The sequence below is a fragment of the Streptomyces sp. NPDC002867 genome (genome assembly GCF_053591895.1).
On record NZ_JBSFUR010000027.1, the window covers coordinates 38,192 to 56,439 of the forward strand.

8 protein-coding genes and 1 pseudogene are annotated in these 18,248 nt (G+C 67.2%); 2 read left to right on the forward strand and 7 right to left on the reverse strand.

Annotation, left to right across the window (positions count from 1 at the left end; translation table 11 throughout):
- Nucleotides 1–40: 40 nt before the first annotated feature.
- The 4 genes from ACWD0A_RS23770 to ACWD0A_RS23785 are packed head-to-tail and all read right to left on the reverse strand — an operon-like array spanning nt 41 to nt 7,970.
- On the reverse strand, nt 41–1,117 hold the full coding sequence (locus ACWD0A_RS23770) for a Wadjet anti-phage system protein JetD domain-containing protein (protein WP_451301136.1): 1,077 nt from the start codon (nt 1,115–1,117) through the stop codon (nt 41–43).
- Nucleotides 1,114–5,628: a hypothetical protein gene (locus ACWD0A_RS23775; protein WP_451301138.1), complete on the reverse strand. Its 4,515-nt coding sequence runs from the start codon at nt 5,626–5,628 to the stop codon at nt 1,114–1,116. The genes ACWD0A_RS23770 and ACWD0A_RS23775 overlap by 4 nt, the downstream gene beginning before the upstream one ends.
- A gap of 9 nt (nt 5,629–5,637) precedes the next feature.
- Nucleotides 5,638–6,438 (reverse strand): hypothetical protein, encoded by an 801-nt coding sequence (locus tag ACWD0A_RS23780; protein WP_451301140.1) that lies wholly within the window; start codon nt 6,436–6,438, stop codon nt 5,638–5,640.
- A complete protein-coding gene (locus tag ACWD0A_RS23785) occupies nt 6,435–7,970 on the reverse strand; it encodes a hypothetical protein (RefSeq protein WP_451301142.1) in 1,536 nt (511 codons plus the stop codon). Before ACWD0A_RS23785 ends, ACWD0A_RS23780 begins: the two co-directional genes overlap by 4 nt.
- 386 nt (nt 7,971–8,356) lie before the next feature.
- Here ACWD0A_RS23785 and ACWD0A_RS23790 point away from each other — a divergent pair, with 386 nt between their 5' ends.
- Complete coding sequence (locus ACWD0A_RS23790) at nt 8,357–9,214, forward strand: hypothetical protein (RefSeq protein ID WP_451301144.1); 858 nt, start codon at nt 8,357–8,359, stop codon at nt 9,212–9,214.
- Between the two features lie 90 nt (nt 9,215–9,304).
- On the opposite strand, the pseudogene ACWD0A_RS23795 reads toward ACWD0A_RS23790, so the two are convergent.
- Nucleotides 9,305–9,618, reverse strand: a pseudogene (locus tag ACWD0A_RS23795) (transposase); the annotation flags it as partial.
- A 365-nt stretch (nt 9,619–9,983) separates the two neighbouring features.
- Here ACWD0A_RS23795 and ACWD0A_RS23800 point away from each other — a divergent pair.
- On the forward strand, nt 9,984–10,484 hold the full coding sequence (locus ACWD0A_RS23800; protein WP_451301146.1) for a DUF6207 family protein: 501 nt from the start codon (nt 9,984–9,986) through the stop codon (nt 10,482–10,484).
- Nucleotides 10,485–10,740: 256 nt separating this feature from the next.
- On the opposite strand, the gene ACWD0A_RS23805 is transcribed toward ACWD0A_RS23800, so the two are convergent.
- Together ACWD0A_RS23805 and ACWD0A_RS23810 are read right to left on the reverse strand one after the other, a co-directional pair.
- Nucleotides 10,741–11,031 (reverse strand): barstar family protein, encoded by a 291-nt coding sequence (locus ACWD0A_RS23805; RefSeq protein WP_451301148.1) that lies wholly within the window; start codon nt 11,029–11,031, stop codon nt 10,741–10,743.
- Between the two features lie 6 nt (nt 11,032–11,037).
- Nucleotides 11,038–18,108 (reverse strand): polymorphic toxin-type HINT domain-containing protein, encoded by a 7,071-nt coding sequence (locus ACWD0A_RS23810; protein WP_451301150.1) that lies wholly within the window; start codon nt 18,106–18,108, stop codon nt 11,038–11,040.
- Nucleotides 18,109–18,248: the final 140 nt, after the last annotated feature.

The following is an 18,248-nucleotide window of genomic DNA, read 5'->3' on the forward strand; positions in this document are numbered from 1 at the left end:
GGAGCACGGAGCAGCAACGCTGATAGAGCTCATTGGACAGTCAGTTGGGGAATGCGAGGCCGTCCCGCCACGCACTCGCGTCCATGTGCGCCTGCAGAGCACGCGTGCCGACTGCCTCTTGCGCAAGCCGACAGCCGGTGGTGAGAAGGGATGCTGCACGCGTTGCCAGGGGCTCTGGGAGCCAGCTGGCGAGATCGTTGGCCTTCCCTGCGGCTAGCGGCGTTTGGCCAGGCTGGGGCACCCCGATGTCGAGCAGCAACCGGTACAGGCCTGTCGCCGGACGTACGGGAGGCAGTCCGTCCTGCGCAGCCCTTCGGTGTGCGCCGACCGGGATGCGAAGTCCATCGGCGTCGAGGTCTCCGAAGTATGCGATTGCGCGTATTTCTGGCATGTCGAGGACCGAGGCGACCGATGCCTCGAATGCTGCCCCTGCCCCCCACGCTACCCGGCCGACCTCGCCGGGGCCGGCGGTCAGCACGCGGGTGAGGGTGTCGAAGGTGTCGGCGTTCTCCACGACGAGGAGCACTGGGCCGTCTCCGGTCCGGCGTGTCGGCAGGGGTGGGTGCGCGCGGAAGGTGCGCAGGAGTTCAAGCGTGAGCCGGCCTGGTGCAAACAGGGAGGTGCCGAGCAGGGCATCGAGGCGCTTCTCGTGTCCGAGGACTTCGAGGGAGCGCTCCCTCAAGGGTGCGACGTCGTGGTCGCGGCCGCGGTCACGCAGCCAGTCGTTGATTGAGCGCAGGAGGCCGATCTGTCCCAGCGTGAGCCGAGCTGAGGCTGCCCAGGCGAGCTCTGGGCGCCACGCGATCGTGTGGGCCAGCGCTGCGGCCGTGGACGAGGGTTGCGGAGCTGGCAGCGTCAGGCGGGTCGGCAGTGCGGGGGCTGCGGACGTGTCCCGGGTGCGGGAGCAGTTGATCAAGCCTGCGGCGGCGAGCGCTTCGAGGGCCTCGGCGAGGTCTGTGCGGCGGCTGGGGCGCATTGCGGAGGCAGCGTCGGCGATCGCGAAGATCTCCCACAGCTCGGCGAGGGTGAGAGTTCTTCGCGGCCATTCCTCCAGCGCTGCGGCGAGCCTCAAAGCTCGTGGGGACAGCATGACGTTGCCTGAAGTCGAGGGGGTCATTGCGTCTCCGTGGGCCGGCGGTAGACACGGGCTGCGGTGACCGTGCCTGGGGCTGCGCCGGGGAGGCCGGATTCTTCGTCATCGTATGGATCGGGCAGTTGGGCGCGGACGGTGTCGGCGACTCGGATGTGCTTGAGTCCGGCCCGCAGGTCGGCGTCGTTGCGCATCCGGATCCACAGGGGGAACGCTGCCAGGGCGCGGTCGTCGGACAGTCCAGTCGTGTAGACCAGCTGTACCCCCAGGGCTGAGGCCACGCCTTGCTGCAGGTCGAGGAGGTACGACGCGCTTGCCTTGCCGATCGGGTTGTCGAGGAACAGTACGCCGGAGTGGCGGTTGCGCATCTGTCCCCGTTCGTTGGCTCTCAGCGCTGCCATGGTGCAGTACAGGATGATCGCGGCGGTGAGTTCTTGTCCTCCGGAGAACACGCTGTTCATCTGCTCGACGGGGACGCGCTCGTCGCGCAGGACGGAGTCCGGCTTGAGGACTTCGACGGTGAAGCCTTTGGGGACGGCCACCTCGGCGGAGCGCAGCAGGAGGGTGACGCCGTCTCGCTTGGGGGCGCTGCCGCGGGTGCCGATCTGGCGGGTCGCTGTGGCGGCAGCGATGTCGTCGACCAGTTCGCCGATGCGGGCGGCGAGCAGGCTGGGGTCGGGGTCGGTGAAGCGGATGCGGAGGAACTCCTTGTTTTCCCAGTCGCCGAGCCCGGTGGGCAGTCTCGACAGCCGTGATGCGGTTCGGAGGGTTTTGAGCGCGCCGTCCGTGAGCGCGGCGAGTCGCTCGACGATGAGTTTGCGGTGCTTGCTGGCATTGTCGAGGTCGGTGTTCAGCGTGGCGAGCCGCTGTGCGAGCTGTTCGGCGAATTCCGCGGCACGGGCGCCCAGATGTTCGCGTCCCAGGCTGATGATGGCCCGTCGGGCAACGTTCGTCATCGTGTCGAATCGAGTTCCGCTGACGAAGTGGACTGCAGCAGCGATGAGGTCATTGAGCTCCTGGTCGGCGGTGCTGGCGGCGGCGCGGGCTTCGCGCAGATTGCGCCGCAGCCGGTCGGACTGCTCGCGAGCGGTCTCTACCGACTGCTCATAGGGCTCGGCCGTTTCAGCGTCCTGTTCCGTGGTGGAGGGCGGCCCTGCCAGTGAGCTGGATGTGTCCTCAAGGGTCGCCTGCATGGGTTGGAGTACTTCTCGGAAGCTGCGGGCGGCTTCGCTTGCCTGCTGGGTCTGACGTTGCAGGTCTGTGGCGTGCCGCGTCAGGGTCTCCAGGGCCTCTTGCGCGGAACGATGCTCGGCCTGTGCGGTCAGCAGGAGCTGGCGTCCCTGCTCTACGGAGGTGGGGCGGCGTGCCTCGGGGAGAACGATCCACACGTTTCGGTCGCGTTCGGCTCCGGGACTAGCGGTGCGCAGCTCGCTGCGAAGGTGTCCGACACGTTCGACCGCTGTGCTGATGGCCGTGGTCAGCCGCTGCTTCTCACGGTTTGCCCGGGCGATGGCGGCCTGCCGGCTGGCGCGGTCGGCACCGGCTGCTGTGGTGAGCAGTCGTTCGGCTTCGGCGATCACTTCGGGTGTGAGGCTTTCTACGTCGGTGCGGCGCCGGGCTGCCTCAGCCGTGGCCCGGTCTGCTTCTGACCTCAGGTCCTGGCCCACTTCCAGGCTTCGGTAGACGTCGGCTGCTGCTGCGTAGGCCTGTTGGAGAGCGAGCAGGCTCTGCCTTGGAACGGCCGTGGCCACCTCGCCGCTGGCGGTGACGACTTCGGCTGCAGCGGCGAGGTGGCGCTCGGCTCGGTCACGGGCGTTTTCTGCCGCCCGCACGGCTTCCTCTGCCTGCTCCAGCAGCTGTTCCCTCGCTGCCGTCGCCTCATCTACGGAGCGGCGAGCTGATTCTCTGGCCTGCTCCAGTTCTCCGGCTCTTCGCTGCGCGGCGGCAGAGCGTTCCGCTCGTGCCGCAAGGCGTTCGAGGGCGCTCGCGTTGTCCGCGACGACCCGCTCCTGTACGCGCAGCTCAACAAGTCGCGTGGAGCAGCCGTTCTCGCGCTCTGCCCACGATTCCACGTCCGTAGTTGCTGCTGCTGTCTCTTCCTGGGCTGTGGTGACGGCGGCGTCGGCAGCGAGGACTTGCTCGGTCAGCTCGGTGAGACGACCGGCTGGGCAGGCATGGCGCCAGGCAGCCAGTTCCGCAGCAACATCCCGGGTGCGGCGTACCGCCGTGGTGAGCGTCTCGATGTCCTGGCCGCGGCGGTTCATGTCCTCTCTTAGCTCCGCTCGGCGGGCCTCGGCGGCTGCCTCGTCGAACATCGCCGGGTTGGTGTCGAGGACGAAGCGGGTGCCGGTCAGCTCGGCTGCGGTAAGGAGCTGCATGCCGCTGCCGACGGCGATCGCGGCTGCGGGCAGCAGCCCTGCCGCCTCGATGGCGGTGCGGGCTTGCGGAAGCTGCGTGGCGTCGACGAGTACGACTCCGTCGGCGAGTTCGGGATGCGCAGCAATGAGTCGGGTGCGCTCGTCGGCGGCGGCGTTCTGTGCCAGGTACTGCCAGCCGGTGTGGGCAGAAATCCCTGAAGCACGCAGGGCCTCGACAGCGGCCTCGGCCTCGGGCCTGGCGGGCAGCAGGCCACCGTCGCCCAGGGCGGTCAGCACCCGGATGTCGTTGTTCTGCGCGCTGCGCAGGCCGTCCAGGCGTTCCTCACGCATGCCGATGTCCTCGGCAAGCTGACGGGCGAGCGCTTCGGCTGATGCGTCGAGGGCCTGGGTGTCGAGGCTGTCCACCGCCAGGGCTGCGAGGACAACTTCGTCGGCGGCGAGCCGGGAGGCACGGCTCGTCAGATGCTGCAACTGCTGCGCCAGCGGCTCCCGCGCGCGCTCTTTGCCCAGCAGTACCTCGTCGGCTTTCCGCGCGCGGGCCTGGGCGGCCTTCAGCTCCCGTCCGATCTGGGCAGCATCACGTTCTGCCGCGGCGAGCATCTCGCCCAGCCGGGCTGCGTTCCTTCGTGCTTCCACGGCGGCAGCCGACACGTCAGTGCCGGCCGGCAGAAGTCCCTCGGAGACCGCCTGGTCCACTGCCTGGGCAGTCTCTGTGACCTCGGCCAAGGCAGACTTCTGCTCGCTGCGGGCCTTCTCTTCAGCACGCAGAGCGGTGGTCCGCTGCTGGTCCGCCTCCCCAGCGGCCGCCTTGTGCTGTTCGGCCTCCTGATTGTGCTTTCGTGCTCGCGTTCGGTCGTTGGCTGCCTCGTCATGCAGTTTTGCCAGGAGCCGGGCTGCAGCGGTATCGCGTGCGGCCAGGGCGGGCCGTGCGTTCTCTTCGGCGTCGGCGATCTGTTGCGCCACGGCGTGCGCATCAGCGGCTGCTTGATCGCGTGCTTCGACCACCTCGCACGCTGCCCAGCCGGCCAACTCGAGCTCCGCCGCGGCAAGTCCGCTCCGTGCGGCGTTCTGCTGTTCCTCTGCGACGGCAAGTTCGAGAGCAAGCGTCTGACGACGGATTTCGTTGACGACGTCACGCGTCCGGTCCCGGTCGCTCTCGGACGTACTGGCTTTGGCTGCAGCGGCTTCGTGCTCGGCGCTCAGCCGTCGGGCCGCAGCCTGCTCAGCGGCATGCCGCGCGGCAACTTGAGCACTGAATGCCCGAACATGCTGCTGTGTGCGCTCCAGCATCGCGCGCGCCTGCGTCGCCTTGGAAAATGCGGCACCCACCGGGCGTAGTGCCGCCACGGTGCCCTCGGCAAAGTCACGCTCCAGCACCATCGCGGAGCGATCGCCGACGGTGGTGGCGTAGCTGTCGAAGTTCTCCGCGACGCTGACCGCATCGGCCGGGTCCATGACGACCGTGAGCAGCCAGTCGACGAACTCCTTGCTGCTCTTGAACTTGAACGCGCTGGCCGCCTCCCCTTCGTCAGCGTTCATCTGTCGCTGGATGGCGAAGAGGTCAGGTTCGATTCGCAGGCTGCGCAGATGCTCGAGCCACTCCCCCTGGTGGGACCCGATCCAGGCCAGCTGGGTGACAGTATGGGTGCGGTCAATCTCCTCCAGCGCCTCCTGAAAGCCTGCCAGTCTTAAGCGGCGGCCGTTGGCGGTGAACGGCAGCGTGGCCACCTCCACGGCGGCGTTAGGGCGCAGCGACCACCATGCCTCGCTGAGCTTGCGGCCGTCGCTGGTGCTCTTGCGCCGCCACTGGTACGTCTTTCCCGTGACGACGCGCTCGCCGGTTTTGACGTGCATCCACTCCAGCACGACATGGCCCGCGTCCTCACCCACGACGAATTTCTCCAGGACGTCGGAGGCGCCGCCGAGGGTGTTGCGCTTGCCGGGAAGGATCACGGAGAACAGCAGTTTGAGCAGCACACTCTTGCCGCCGCCGTTTTCCAGAAGGAGCAGGCTGTAAGGGCTGGGGCGACGCGTCGGTGCATCGAACAAGGTGCCTGCGCCGATGGGTGCTCCCACATCGGCGAAGTTCAAGGTGACGTCGGTGAAGCGGGCTCCACGGGGGCCGACACCGAACATGCGGACTCGGTTGAGTTCGTACACTGCCATCCCCTACGGCTTGGCGATGTCGTCGGGCGCCCATTCGACCGCGGCCAGCGTGCCTGTCCCGTCGGTGATGGCGGTGATACCGAGGGCCAGAAGCTCCTCGAACATGATGGCTCCGGCCTCCCGGACCTGCGCCCGGTAGCGCGGCGTCGTGCGATAGGTACCGCCCCGTGCGTCACCGGTGCGTACGAGCAGGCCTTGGTCGGCGAGGAAGGCGAGTGCCTTGCTGACGATGCCTGTGGTGGAGCTGGCGAGTTTGCGTCCGTCACCGGTCGCTCCGGTCCGGGCGCGGCGCGCATAGACCCGCCACACCGTTTCCAGTCCCGGTCGGTCGCTGGAGGGGTCACTGTCCTCTCCTTCGACCGTCGCGTTCTCGGCGAGCACCGTTGCAGCCTGCCGTACGAAGGCCTCGACTCCCTCTACGGTGATCCGGCCGAGGTAGCTTTCGTCGGCCAGATCGGCAGGCCGGGGGAAGGCAAGTGTGGCGGCACCCAGGTGGGCCAGGGCGTGGAGCACCCGCTCGTGCGCTTTGCCTTCGCCGCCGGTTCGGCGCGCGTAGTCGGACATCCGGATGGCGAACACGCTCTCTTCGGTAGAGGCGACGACCACTCCTGTGCGCTCGGTGACCTCGAGGATGACCAGGTCCAGTCCCCGGGCAACGGCGGCGGTGACGGCGGCGAACTCGTCGTCGGCACGGAAGCGCCGCACGAGTCGCCGGTATTCCTCGTCGCGGGAAGGAACGAGTTTGGGCCGCAGTCCGAAGCCGACCAGGCGGGAGGCTTCGGCTGCGGTATCTGAAGCGCTCATGCGGCTCCCCTCTCATGCGTGGCAGGGATGAGGCCTGCCGGAAGGGCACCCACGCCTGCACTTTCGCTGTCGGAGTCACCGGGTTCGGCGGGGCTGGAAAGCCCGGCCCGGGCAACGATGAGGTCGGCGCCGGCGAATTCAGGGTCGTTCAGCGCAGTGCCGTCATCAACGGCGAGAAGCACCGAGGCCGCACCGTGCCGGATGGCCGGGCCGATTTCTTGCGCCGCAAGTGCGAGAACCCGCACCACCACGAGCAGCGGCAGCTCAGGGTGCAGTTCGCGAGCTTCCTCCAGCAGACCGGACAGGCGTCGCGGGGCGTCAACATCCAGATCCAGGAGCCACTCCAAGTGCTCGTAGCACTCGTCCGGGAACGCCGGCAGCTCTGCCGCGTCGGACAGTTCCGGCTCCTCGATCTCGCTTCCCACCACCTCCCGGACCACGGGCGGCGTCACCAGCAAGGTGAACAGGTCAACCAGTCGCAGAGCCGGGCGTACGCTCAGGCCGACCACCCGCGTGAAGTAGGCAGCAAGCACCCCTTCCGCGTCGCAGACGGGCAAGGCCAGTGCAGGCTGCAGCAGTTGAGCGTGCAGGTCGAGGCCGGCCCGTGTCGGCTGCGGTGCGAACGTCTGCCGATCCTGCTCGGCCCGGAAGCGCCGTCCCGCGTTCTGCAGCGCTGCCTGGAGTTGCTCGTGACGCCGCAGGCAATCACGGACGATCCCTACGAGCGCCGCGGCCTGCTGCTTGCGGACCGGGGTATCAGCTGTGTCCCGCGCCTCTGTGATGTTCACCAGGATGGCGTTCTCCGCCCGGCAACGGGCCTCGATGTGCTCAAGCGCCTCCTCGATGAAGGCCGGCATGGCGGTCAGCCAGTCCACGGTGCGCACGTCGCGGCCGGTCGCCTCGAGTCGCTGGCGCAGCATCTCGCCGTACTGGATCGTCCGGTACCGCGCGGCCTGAGCCGCGGCTTGGGCGTCGGACAGCCGGCCGCGTCGAATCAGCGTCTCGAGACGCACATCCGCGGCGATCTGCGCGGATTCGATATCGACCTCCAGCGCACCGACGAGGACATTGACCGCCTCGTTCGAAGCACGCAGGTAGATACCGCCGTCGGCTCCGGGAACCTCCTCCAGAAGCTTGAAGTCGAAGTCGCGCCGCTCGTAGTTGCCGTCCACGCCCGTCATGCCGTAGACGGCGCGGAAGCCGCGGTCGGCGGACCCGACGTTGAGCAGGTTCTCAAGCACCCACCCCGCAGCGTGCTCGTATTCATCCGCTGTACGGCCCGGTGCCTGTTCAGCTGCGTACCGGGAGAGCTCTGCAACAGTCCGCTCCGGAGGGGCACCGGCATCGAAGTCCATCGCAAGCGTCACCAGATCAATTGCGTGCAGCGCAAGCTCACTCATCTGGTAGACACTCAAGTCCGCCGTCTGTACAGATGACTTGCGGGCGTCGAGATCGTGCAGGGGCGCAGTGCAGGCAAGCGCTTTGATGCGCTGCGCGAAACCGGTGTCTAAGAGCACATGTCCATCGGCCACTCTCCAAACGGTACGGCGGAGCACTGACAACGCGGTCCCATATGGCCGAATCCACCAGCCGCGACGCTTCACAGTCGGTCTGGCGGGTGCGGTTGTCGGGGGCGCTCGTCGACCAGTGCAGAGGCGGCGTCTTCGATGAGACCACCTGGTTCCTGGACGCCGCCTTAGCGGCGTGGTCGAGCAGGCCGGCGACCTCGACCAGCCAACAAGACGACGTGAATTCGGGACTCTCAAGTTGCGGTTGTGCGGCTGCAGAGGTCTGCCCGCGGACAGCCGGCGAGCTGGTGGCCGGACGGGCGGATCCCGCTCTCTCCAATAGTGCTGTTTAGCCACGTGCCCGCCGCGATGGAATACTTCCCGCCCGCCCCACTGCTACGGTCGCGTGTATGACGCTCTCGGTCTCCACGGGTCGGGCTGTTGATCTACGGGCGCAGCCGGTTGATGAGGTTCTTGATCGCGTCGGGCGGTCGCTCCAGGTGCGCTTGCTCCCGGATACGGTGGTCCGCAAGCGGCGGTCTGTGGGGGCCAGAACAGACCGCGACACCTGGGTCCGGATCGAGCGACGCTTGCTCGACAAGATCCCCGACCAGGGGTGGAACGGCACCGAATGTGCCGCGCGGCTGGAGGGCATCGCCCAGCCTGTATGGCGAGGGTGCGTGGTCTGGCGGGACAAGTACGAGCCAGTGATGTGGCGGGCCGACGAGACTGAGCTCCTGCCGGGAGCTCCCGTCGGTTCCGCCGTGTTGAGCGAGGCCCCGGAGCTGGCGGATAAGTGGTGGGGAGCGCTGAACGCCTCGTTGGACGCGCTGGCGGCTCAGAACACGAGGCGGATCGCCACCCCGGACACCGTCACCATCACCCAGGCCCTCGTCACGGAGTCCATCCGCTGTGCCTTCCCCGGTGACTTCGATTCGATCGTCGAGCGGTGGGTGCCGGCCCACGCGGACCTGAACTGGGCCAATGTGACCGCTCCGGTATTCAGCCTCTTCGACTGGGAAGACTGGGGCAGCGCACCGCAGGGGCTGGATTCTGCCTCACTGTGGGCGAGCTCCCTTGCGGTCCCGGCTCTGGCTGATCGCGTGCGGCAGGAGCGCCGGTCCGACTTCGAGAGTCGGGACGGCAAGCTGATGACGTTGTTCGTCTGCTCGAAGATCCTCGGGCCGGATGCGCATCCGGAGGACCCTCGGCTGGAACCCGCCCGGCGCATGGCCGAGCAGGTCATCGAGGAGCTTCAGGCGGGCTGACCACGTGAGCGGTCTCGAAGGAGGCTGCGGTAGTCCTTGATGGCCCGCTCCTCGATCTCGCCGGCCAGGGCGCCGACGAGTTCGCCCAGGGGCGCCTTCGCCGCCGTCGCCGGCCCACACGCCGAGGAACTCGCGCCGGCCCTCCGTCGTGACGGCGAGTACCACATAGTGGGCCGGTTGGCCGCGGCCACCGTCGCGGATCTTCACGTGGATCGCGTCGACGAAGATCACGGGAGACGGCGTCGAGCGGCCGGTTCTGCCATTCGGCCATCCCGTCCAGGGCCTTGTCAGTGATTGGTGAAGATGCTCTGGCGTTTCACGTCAGCGCCATAGACCTCGGCGAAGTGGGCTTGGCCTCGCCTCGCCGCCAGCGAGATGACCAACTCATCGACGCCGGACAGGCGCACGCCGTCACGTCCTGACCTCCGAAGTGCAGGGCCGGCGGGCGCCCCTGCTCACCGTCGACGCGGTGCACTGCTGCCTGTCCCGGGCGGCAGCGCCAGGGAGAAACGAAGACGGCTGGCTGGCCGACAGGGCAGGTCGCCGACGGCGGACTGGTGACAGGGCGCCGCCAACGGCACTGACGACGCCGTTGCAGATTCGACGCCACCAAGCTCGAAGGGCCGAAGGTCTTCGCCGATGGCCCCTGCGAGGCGCCCATCGCGCACGACACCCTGGCGCCGTCTCATGGAACATTCGCCTCACCCCCGTTCGGGTGAGGGGCGGCTCCGGCCGGAACCACGGCCGGAGCGCTGACCTCGGTCACAGCATGAAGCCCTTCGAGGAGCTGCACATCAGCGAACCCGGACTTGTCGTCATCGAGGTGGCGGCCGCCGACGAAACAACGGCGCTTGCCGCGATCGTGGAGATCGGCACCCGGTGGCGCACCTCCGGCCCGTCGATCGCCTGCCGTGTGGCGGGCGAGCCAGGCGTGCGGGTGCGCACGTACGCAGACACCCGGGCCGGCCTAGTGAGGACGACGACGAATGACCATCGGGTGCCACGGGCGCTCCGGCGCTGGCTGGTCCTGCATGGCGACGGCACAGGTTCGCAAGGACTCTGGGGAAGCAGCCAGCGAATGCTCTCAGCGCCAGGCTGGCTTCCGCCCCTGTGGCGTAGGGCGGTGGGGGCGGGGCGCTGCCGTCGACGCCAGTACCGCTGCCATCTGCCGCACCCTGCAGCGCGCCAGCACCACGGGTTCACCACGCTCCCCATGCGGCATGCGGTGACCCTGCAGCTCCGTGACCCGGTGAGGCGTGAGCTGTGGTAAGCGGCGGAGACGGCGCCAGCCGACGTCGAGGCCGGGAGAGGCGTTGCGCATCCCGGGTCCGGACGGTCAGGTGAAGGCGGGGATGGGGTTTTCGGCGGTCCAGTCGCCGTCGAAGAGGACGGCGACAAGGCGCTCGTGTTCGGCGTCGAGCCGGCCGGGCCCTCGAACGCTTCCATACCAGCTGATACCCAGCGACCAGTTGCCGTCAGGCCGCTGAGGAGCCCACCGGGCGACCTCCGGTGTGGCTCCTCACATGCTATTCGAATGTCACCGAGAAACGATCGCGCCATCCGAAAGATTGATCCTGCGACTGGACACGGAGGAGTAGATCGCGAATCTTCTCAAATTCACTTTCACCCAGCGCCAGTCTACTGAGCTCTGATTTCTTCCAGACGATCTCGACCGGTCGTTCTACATCCGTCGATAGCCGGTCCCACAGAGCGCTCAGATTGGCTCCATAGTAGGGACCAAAATCCAGAGCTCGCGACAAGAACTCATGAAGATCCACCTCAGAGTGAATCGCTGCACCATCTATTTCAACCCTCATAGCTTCTCATTTCCAGTTAGGCAGCTGATAGAAGCTCCTGTAGTGGTCGCTGGTCACGTAGGCGAGCCCGTCATTCGAATAGACCAACCGAGTTCCTGGCTGCTTCGACCGCTTCATCATGTTGTTGATCCCTATGTCCGCCTCATACCACGTCCGCCCCCCAGAACTCGGCAACAACCCATCAGAATTCTCGAATACATCTCCACCGATCTGAGCGCCGCGTATTTTGTTCCCCAATGCCTTTCCGGGCTCCCAACCGGCGGCAGAAGCTTGCGCCTTGGTCACATAGTTACCGGGCAGCTTCCCCGTCGCACGGAGACTTTCAATCAGTGGATTTGCCGCCTGCGCAGCTGCAAGAGCACCGCCGTACCGAATGCACGTGGAATTATGCACGAGAACTGGTGTCTCGCCCGCCAGTACATAGTACGTGTGAAGGTCTTCAACGGTGAGGTTGTAAGTACGTGCGTGCTTGGTGAACGGGCGGTTGTTCGTGACCGTGACGGTGGTGCCGTCGTCTGTGAGGAGTGTCGCGCCCAGCTGGAGTTGGCCTGCTTCGACCCACCGCTTCTCGGAGGGGGACCAGAAGGGGTGCTCGTGTGTGGCAGTGAGCTTCTGGGGTCCGTCATCAGTTGCGATGGTCAGTTCGTTGAAGTGCTTGTCGTCTTCGGTTCGAATCAGGTGTGAGACCTTGTGGCTTCCGGACTTTCCCGTCTTAGGGTCTGTCGCGAGGACTTCGTCTCCGACCTTGATATCTTCAATATCCTTCGTGGATCCATCAGCCATGAGGACGTCGGTGCCGGCGAGGAAACACTTGCAGCCGAGGCTTCGGTACAGGCCTTTCAGTTTGCTGCCGAATGCGCTTATGGCTGCACCTGCGCCGAGCGATCCTCCTGCGGCGACCTGAATCTCGCCGACTACGGCATCCATGGCGGCGGTGACGCAGGCTCCCGCTGCCATTGTGCAACCGGCGATCACGACAATGGCGACTCCGACCCACGGGTGCTCGAGGTCGAGTAGGCCAATATCGGCGGCTGCAGAGCAGAACGAGGTGTTTTCACTGGCGGCACTGCCTTGACAGCTGTGCTGTGCCCACAGCTGGATGGCCTCTTCGTAGGTGTTCCAGGGTGTCATGATCCCGCGAGCCGCCAGCTCCTTCGCGGTGGGGATCGGTGTGCCCCCGATGGTGGGCTCTTCCGGCTCGCTGCCACTGCCTCCCGACGTGGTGCCACTGTCCCCCGACGTGGTACCGCTGTTGTCCCTGGCCCCGTTGTCCCTGTCCTTGCCAGAGAACTGGTCCGGGGTGCAGTACTTGACGTCGTAGGAGCAGGTGCCCGGCGTGGAGCCAATCTCCAGTCCCGTGGGATCGGAGAAGGTCGCGGGACTGTTGTTGGCGTAGGCGTACCCCTGCATCTGCTGGGGGTCGTCGGGGTGCATGATGGGGTCGACGCTGATGAAGCGGCCAGTGTTCGTGTCGTATTCGCGGGCGCCGATGTGGGTGTAGCCGGTGACGGCGTCGATGTCTCCGCCGACGAAGCCTTTCTGGCCGGGCCAGAAGGTGGGGGCGCTGCCGCGAGGGCCGCCGTAGGGCAGGGTCTTGCGGCGGTTGAACGCGAGGGTTGTGGCGCTGACGGAGAGTTGGTTGGTGCCGTGGTGGTCGGCGACCAGGAGGCGGACCCTGCCGTCGCTGCTGGTACGGATGGCTGAGCCGCCGGGCACGGCGTAGTAGCGGGTGCCGGCGAGCGTGTTCGTGGATTTGGTGAGGACAAGCTCCTGGCCGCCCGGCAGGTACAGCGTGGTGGCGGTCGGTTCCCGCTTGAGGATGCGCGTGCCTTCGGTGTCGTACAGGAACTTGGTGGTGGCGCCGGAGACTGTGGAGGTGGCGAGTTTGCCTTCTGCGTTCCAGGTGAGGTCCTGGACGGCGCCGGTGGCGGGGGTCTTCTTGGTGAGGTTGCCGGTGGCGTCGTACTGGTAGGTGTCCGTCCCGGTGGCGCCGCCGGTTGCGGTGACGGTGCGGGCGGCGTGCGGCTGGGCGGCGCCGGTGGTGGTGGGGTAGGTGTAGGTGCGGGTCGTGTCGGCGGGGATGGGGCCGGCCTTGTGCTGGGTTTCGGTGGCGCGGTCGCCCGTGTTGGTGAAGGTCCAGCTGGTCCAGTACGGGTCGACGGTTCCGAGGGCCGGGGTGCCCGTTCCGTTGACCGGCTTGGTGGTGCAGGCGTCCGCGGTGGTCCAGGCCTCGGCCAGGCGGCGGGCCCAGTCGTAGGTGAAGCACTGGTCGTCGGCGATGGTGCCGTCGTTCTGGTCGTCGCGGATCCGGGTGATGTTGCCGGCCGTGTCGTAGGTGTACTTGATGTTCGACAGGGTTTGGGGGCCGGAGGTCTCGCGGTCGGCGATGGACGTGGCGAGGCGGCGGGTGACGGTGTCGTAGCTGAGGGTCTGGATGACACGGGCGCCGAGGTTCCCGAGGGATGCCTGGGCGAGTTCCCCGAAGGGAGTGTATTTGGCGCCGGTCAGATAGACCTGCGACAGGGTTCCGTCGACGATGGCGAGCTGGTCTTGGGCGCCGTAGCGGTTGGTGACGGTCTCGGCGGGCAACGCCGTGGTGGCGTTGGTGTTGCCGGTGCTGTAGGCGGCGGTGGCGGGCAGTCCGCTGACCGGGGTGGCAGTGGTGGCGATGGTGTAGGTGCCGGCGAGTTTCTCTTCACCGGTCACCGATGGCACTGTCACCGTCATGCCGGTGGAGTGGCCTGTGGAGTCGTAGCCCGTCACCGCTGTCTTGTAGGCGGCGGCTGGGGTGATGGATGTGTCGTAGCGGGTGGAGGAGGCGGGCAGGCCCTTGCCGCTGGTGGCAGTGTCGTAGCTCCACTCCGCCAGCTTGGTGCCGGTGACCGAGCCAGTGCGCAGGCTGGTCTTGCGGCCGAGTTCGTCGTAGGTGGTGGCCAGGGTGGTGCCACGGGCATCCGTGGTCGTGGCGAGGCGGCCGTCGGCGCCGTAGGCCATGCTGGCGGCGCCCTTGTCCGGGTCCGTGGCAGCGATCTGCCGGCCGCGCAGGTCGTAGCTGTAGGTCCAGGAGTTACGGCTGGACGTGTCGGTGATCTTCTCGAGGTTGCCGGCGCGGTCGTAGGCGTAGGTGGTCTTCTCATACTGGCTGGCGGCGGCGCCGATGAGGGGGTTGCGGTCCTTGTAGTGGCGCAGTTCGGTGGTGCGGCCGCGAATGTCGTTGATGGCCAGGGTTGCGGTGCCGCCGGTCGGCGGGAGGGTGGAGGTCCAGGTGTCGCCGTGGGCGAAGGTGGTGCGCCACTGCTCCACGTTCAGGGACAGGGTGATTGAGGCGGTGGTGCGGCCTCGTCCGTCGTACTCGGTGACGAGGGAGGTGGGGATCTGGTTGGGCGTGACCACGAGCATCGTGGTGGAGACGGCCTGGCTGTTGTAGAAGGGGGCGTCGGTCTGGAAGGCGCGGCCGTGAGTGTCGTAGAAGGTGTTGCTGACGGTCCGGCCGGTGACACCGATCGCGTCCGATTGGGTCTGGCGTTCACGCAGCAGTGAGTCGTAGATCGTGACGCTGGTGCCCCAGGCGCCGTCCTCGTACAGCTTCTTCGTCGTCACCGTGGATGGTGTGGTGGCGGACATGCTGTAGGTGAAGGTGGCGTTGGGGTTGCTGGTGGTGGCGCGGCCTGCGCTCCACACCTTGGTAAGGCGCCCCAGCGCGTCGTACTCGCCGGTGGCGGTGCGCTGGTTGGCGTCGGTGACCTTCAAGGTGAGCCCACGAAGCCCGTCCATGGTGGTTGTGCTGGTATGCGCCTTGGGATTGGTGGTCGTGAATGAAGTGGGCTGCGCGCCGGTGGCAGGCGTGTAGGCAGTGGTGGTGGGCTGACCGTCCTGCCCCGCGGCGGAAACCACGCGCCCGTACTGGTCGTAGCCGGTTTGGGTGGTGGTCTCCCAGACGAGCTGGTCGTTGATGTCGAGCTTGGATGCCTGCTCGGTCTTCGTCGTGTTCGCTTGCCCCGGCTTGGGGGCGACGCCGGGTGCCTGGCCGTCGTAGGAGACGCGGGTGGATCCGGTGACGGCGGTGTTGAGGTAGCCGAGGCCGCAGGGTGCCTGCGCAACGGTGGTGACCTGCGAGGGGTAAGCGATCAGCCAGTTGGTGGTGTCGGGGGCGACGTAGGAGGTGCGGGTGCACTTCGGTTTCACGCCGCGGGTGGTGTCGCCGTCATCGCCCTCGGCGGTCACCAGGCCGTAGACCGGTTCGTAGGCACGGGTGGTGGTGAGGGTGCGCCATGTCGTGCCGTCGTCGAGCAGGGTGCTGGCGGTCTCGGTGACCGTGCCCGAATGCCGCGCGACAGCGTCCGGCAGCGCCGGGCCAGGTGTGCCTGGTTTGTCGGGGTCGGTGATGCCGGTGATGTTCTGGGTGGCAGTCGGGTCGGATTCCCACGGGGTGTAAGTGGTCTTGGCGACCACCTTGCCGCCGGTGCCGTCCTTGTCGAAGGTGCGGGTCTGCGCGGGTCGGCCGGCGAAGTCGTCGCGGTCGGTGATGCCGTTGATCTTGGCGGCGGGCCTGGGTTGGCCGTCGGCGAGGGTGTCGCCGGCCATGCCGAGGAAGTAGCTGGTCTCGGTCTTGGTGCGGTTGGTGGCGCCGGTCAGGGTGCGGACCGTGCCGTAGCCGCGGAAGACGCTCCAACTGCGGTGCTTGTCGAGGCTGAACTCGGATATGTCGCGGCGCCAGTTGGGGCCGTTGGCGTATTCGTAGGTGGTGGTCTTCGAAGGCGAGCCGGTGCCGGCGGTGGTGTCGTCCTCGACGACCTCGGTGACCAGGTACTTGTGGAACCAGTCCTTGACCGGATCGGCGGCGCCGTCCGGGGTCCACCAGGACGGGTAGCAGCGTTTGTTGTTCTGGTCCGGGGAGGACGGCAGGGTGGTGGGGGTGCACTCGGTTGGACTGTAGGTGACGAGGGTTTGGCCGCCGGTCTCGTTGGTGATCCGCGTGATGCGGTACTTGTTCAGCGGCGGCCGGCCCTCGGCCGAGTTGACCCGGTTCGGCATCGGTGTCCCGCCGAAGGTGGTCTTCGTCGGCAGTGTGAGGTCCGGCAGAGCGCCGGACTTGCCGGTGCGCTGGATTGACGCCAGCCACAGTGCGGGCTTGGAGACGTCGCCGGTCGCCGGGAAGGACTGTTCAAGGGCCCAGGTGTCGACCGGCTGCATCGTGCTGCCCTGCAGGGCAAAGGTGTTGATGTCGGTCAGCCGCTTGCGGGACCAGAACGACGGCGACGGGTTCAGGCACTGCTTGTCCGCAGTGCAGTTCAGATCGACTGGGACGTCCGGCCAGTTGGTGGCATGGGCTTCATCGAAGGTGCCGCAGTTGGCGAGGCACCGCTCCTGCACACCGAACGTCACCCGGCCCGCGGGGTTGTCCGTCGTATGCGCGGCGCCGGCGCGCAGGCCGTAGTCGATCCGGTTCAGGTAGCCGCCGCGGATGTAGGGAACCGGGGCATCGACCTCGAGGTTCTGCGCGTAGTGGCCGATCTCCTTCGAGTAGTACAGGGCCATGGCGTTGTGGTGCGGGTCGACGATGTAGTCGAGGTTCCAGCGCCAGCCCTGGGTGTCGGCCGAGGAGGCGAAGTCCGTGCTGTGGCCTGGCTCGCCGGGGTGGTTGCCGTAGACCGGGACGGTGAAGACCGAGTTCGTCTCCTCCTTGCCGCTTGACCAGCCCGGGAGGCGGTTCTTGCCGAACCAGTACTGGGTGCCGTCCACCGTGGTCAGCTTCCAGTACTCGTAGTTCTCGTCACCGTTGACATCGTCCGGGGCGCTGCCGGTTACGCGCTCCACCCGGGAACCGTCATCGTCGGCAGGCTTCCACACGCTCTTGCCGGCGTCCCACACCAGGGGGGTGGACCTGCCGTTCAGCGAGAGTGTCGCGTTGTGTGACTTCCAGCACAGGTCGCCGACCTTGGCGGTGTTGTTGCCGCCTTGTTTGTCGTTCTCGCAGCCGGCGTAGGTGCGCTCGATGAACCCGGGCGAGTAGTCCCAGCCCTCACCGATCCACGAGGTCTGGTTGTTCGTCGAGGAGGTCCGGCCGTCCACCGCGGAGGAGTTGTAGGACAGCGCCACGCTCGGCTGCAGTCCGCCCGGGACAGGCGGAACGGCAAGCGGCGCACTCCATCCGAACCCGCCGGAGTTGCCTCCGGCCGACCACGACCCGGACGGGGACAGCGAGGTGGCGGTGAACGACCCCTCTCCGCCGTCTGCGGCCGCTGTGGCAGCCAGCACCACCATGCTGTCGCTCGAGGTTGCCGCCGTGCGTGACTGCTTGCGTGTGCTCTGGGTGTCAGGAAACGCCACAGTTGCGGTCAGTGTGCGGGTTTTGGCGTCGTTGTCTGTCGCGAGCGGCACACCCTTGATGCATGCGGCGTTGTCAGGGGTGGTGAGGGCGCAGGCAGGAAGCTGGACCAGACGCAGCCGGGACGACCAGCCGGCACCGAAGGCTGACTCGATGCTCGCGTAGTCGACCTGGACCTCGGCCGCGCTGGAGCGGCTGGTGGTACCGGTCCGTTGGAGCGACAGCATCAGCCCCCGGACCCCGGCCCGTTGCGCGGTCTTGCGATCGGTGAGAGTCACACGCAGCCGCTCCGGGCTCGAGGCTCCGGCAGTGCGGTGACCGGTCTTGGTCCCGGCAGAGGGAGTGGTCGGCCGCCCGATGCGGATCGGGAGGGACCCCGCTTGCACCCGCCGGTGACCTGCGGCGGCCTTCTTCGCCGTGCTGTTGGCGGCGTCAGGCAGCGTCACGTCCACCTGACCGGCGGTCGGCCAGGCGATCTTCCCCGGCGGATGCCAGCGATTGCGCTGAGAGGGCGGGATCGCCACGAAGCGATTGACGGTCAGGTCCTTGCCCGGCACCGACGCCGTCTTCTGCACCGACCGCACCGAGAACCCCTCGCCGGGCTTCGCCAGCGCGGGCGCGGACAGAAGCGACAGGCTCAAAGCCGTGCAGAGCAGACCGACCAAGGGGACCTGTGTGTGGCGCAACCGCGCCAGCGGGTGGGCAGAAAAAGGCATGCCAAAGCCACCAAAGCCACGGCGGAACAACATGAAAACCCCACCCCTAGGACCGCGTCACGTGCCAAACGAGCGAATCAAACCCGACTAGTTGGCACGCACACAAGACCTCCATCCAAACACCCCGGTTTGGGCGGTTCTCTCGATGTACCGATGTCTCACCTGTCGAGATC